The organism is Pseudomonas sp. P5_A2_2, assembly GCF_054177685.1.
On the sequence record NZ_JBGCUL010000764.1, the window covers coordinates 1 to 2,189 of the forward strand.

Here is a 2,189-nt window from a genome sequence, read left to right on the forward strand (position 1 = left end):
GGAAGAGGTACGCGCCGAGTTGAGCCTGGGGGGCTACACGCTGCAATCCTGGGCAATGCCAGGGTAAACATTCTCGCGGATCGCTACCAGGATGTGAGGCAAATATTGGGCACGGGGCGACAATCCATTTCATCCCTGATGGAATGATTTGCCGGGCTGGAGTTTTTTCAGAAACGCAGAAACGAAAAAGCCCTGAATAATCAGGGCTTTTTCGTATAAATGTGGCGGTGAAGGAGAGATTCGAACTCTCGATACAGTTTCCTGTATACACACTTTCCAGGCGTGCTCCTTAAGCCACTCGGACACTTCACCGTATCTCTTCAAACAAGTTCTGTCTGTCGAGGCGCGCTAATGTAGTCGAAAGCATTTCCGATGGCAAACATTTTTTTCAGAATTTTCATGCGGTTAACGCGATTCAGCGTTTCCGGTCGCTCGGGGCCATGGCAAACCGGCCAATCTCCGGCTTCGTGCCCTCTTCTATATAGAGGGGAATGCGCGGCAAGCACGGCGGGCTGCGCCTGGCGGGCAGGCAAAGGGTGACTGGCGGGTCAGTCACAGCGCTTTACCTGGCCTGCAGCGGTGGGTAACGTCTGCCCAACTTTATTGAAAGGAATAGCGTCATGAGTGAGTTGATTTCCTACCATCTCGAAGACGGTATCGCGACCCTTACCTTGAGCAATGGCAAGGTCAATGCCATCTCCCCGGATGTGATTGCCGAGCTCAACGCTGCGCTGGATCAGGCCGTGACTGATCGTGCGGTGGTGATCATTACTGGCCAGCCGGGCATTCTCTCCGGTGGTTATGACTTGAAGGTGATGACGGCCGGCCCTAAAGAAGCCGTGGCACTGGTGACCTCCGGCTCGACCCTGGCCCGCCGCCTGCTGTCGCACCCCTTCCCGGTGATCGTTGCGTGCCCGGGGCATGCGGTGGCCAAGGGCGCGTTTCTGCTGTTGTCGGCCGACTATCGCATTGGCGTAGACGGTGCGTTCAGCATTGGCCTGAACGAAGTGCAGATCGGCATGACCATGCACCACGCGGGCATTGAGATCGCACGTGATCGCCTGAACAAAGTGGCGCTTCAGCGTTCGGTGGTCAACGGCGAGATGTTCAGTCCACAAGGCGCCGTGGCTGCCGGTTTCCTTGATGTCGTGGTCTCGGCTGAAGAACTGCAAGGCGCGGCACTGGCGGCGGCTCGCCAGTTGAAGAAGATCAACATGACCGCGCACAAGAACACCAAATTGAAAGTACGCAAAGCGCTGCTGGAGGCCCTGGACAACGCAATCATCCAGGACCAGGAACATTTGGGTTAAGCCCGGATCTGCTGCAACGAAAGCCCGACCGTCGTGTCGGGCTTTTTCATACATGCCTCTTCATACATACCTGTGTTAAACCTCTGTAACCGCTCTAGATCGCTTCTGACCGATTGGTCGGAAACATCAGCACAAACATCGGCTATCTCCCACTTTCCTGGGAGCAATTGCCGAAAACAGTGCACATCCGTACACTGCGCCACCTTTTGTCCCGGTGGGGCCTGTAAATGCTGTTTTTGTTCCGTATGTCATTGATGGGTCTGCACTTTATCGTGGCGGGTGTGCTGGGTGTGATTCTCGGCCTGTGCCGGCCATTCAATCCGGACAACAGCCGTCTGTGCGCACGCCTGTACGCATGGCCGGCCATGTGTATTTTGCGTTTGCGGGTGAAGGCCGACGTCGGGCCGTTGATGGATAAACCGGACAGCTGCGTGATCATCGCCAATCACCAGTCCAACTACGACCTGTTTGTGTTTGGCAACGTGGTGCCCCGCCGTACCGTGTGCATCGGCAAAAAGAGCCTGAAATGGGTGCCGCTGTTCGGGCAGTTGTTCTGGCTGGCCGGCAATGTGCTGATCGACCGCGGCAATGCGCACAAGGCGCGCAACTCGATGTTGACCACTACCCACACCCTGCAAAACAAAGACACCTCGATCTGGGTTTTCCCGGAAGGCACGCGTAATCTGGGTGAAGATTTGCTGCCCTTCAAGAAAGGCGCCTTTCAGATGGCCATTGCCGCCGGGGTGCCGATCGTGCCTGTGTGTGTCAGCAGTTACGTCAAACACATGCGATTGAACCGCTGGCGCAGTGGGAAAATTCTGATTCGCTCATTGCCGGCGATTCCCACCGCCGGATTGAGCCTGGACGACATGCCCATGC

The 2,189-nt window shown here is 56.3% G+C and carries 2 protein-coding genes and 1 tRNA gene; 2 read left to right on the top strand and 1 reads right to left on the bottom strand.

Going from position 1 to position 2,189, the window contains the following annotated elements; all coding sequences use genetic code 11:
• Nucleotides 1–222: 222 nt before the first annotated feature.
• A tRNA-Ser gene (locus ACXRVY_RS25325) sits at nucleotides 223–312 on the bottom strand.
• Nucleotides 313–620: 308 nt separating this feature from the next.
• Between ACXRVY_RS25325 and ACXRVY_RS25330 the strand changes: the two genes are divergently transcribed.
• Both ACXRVY_RS25330 and ACXRVY_RS25335 read left to right on the top strand, forming a co-directional pair.
• Nucleotides 621–1,310: a crotonase/enoyl-CoA hydratase family protein gene (locus tag ACXRVY_RS25330; RefSeq protein ID WP_223462211.1), complete on the top strand. Its 690-nt coding sequence runs from the start codon at nucleotides 621–623 to the stop codon at nucleotides 1,308–1,310.
• A gap of 227 nt (nucleotides 1,311–1,537) precedes the next feature.
• On the top strand, nucleotides 1,538–2,189 hold a 652-nt coding region (locus ACXRVY_RS25335), incomplete at its 3' end, for a lysophospholipid acyltransferase family protein (protein WP_458238562.1).

Excerpts from the sequence above, each read along its gene's own strand:
- ACXRVY_RS25330 (WP_223462211.1), top strand. The coding sequence starts at position 621 with ATGAGTGAGTTGATTTCCTACCATCTCGAAGACGGTATCGCGACCCTT.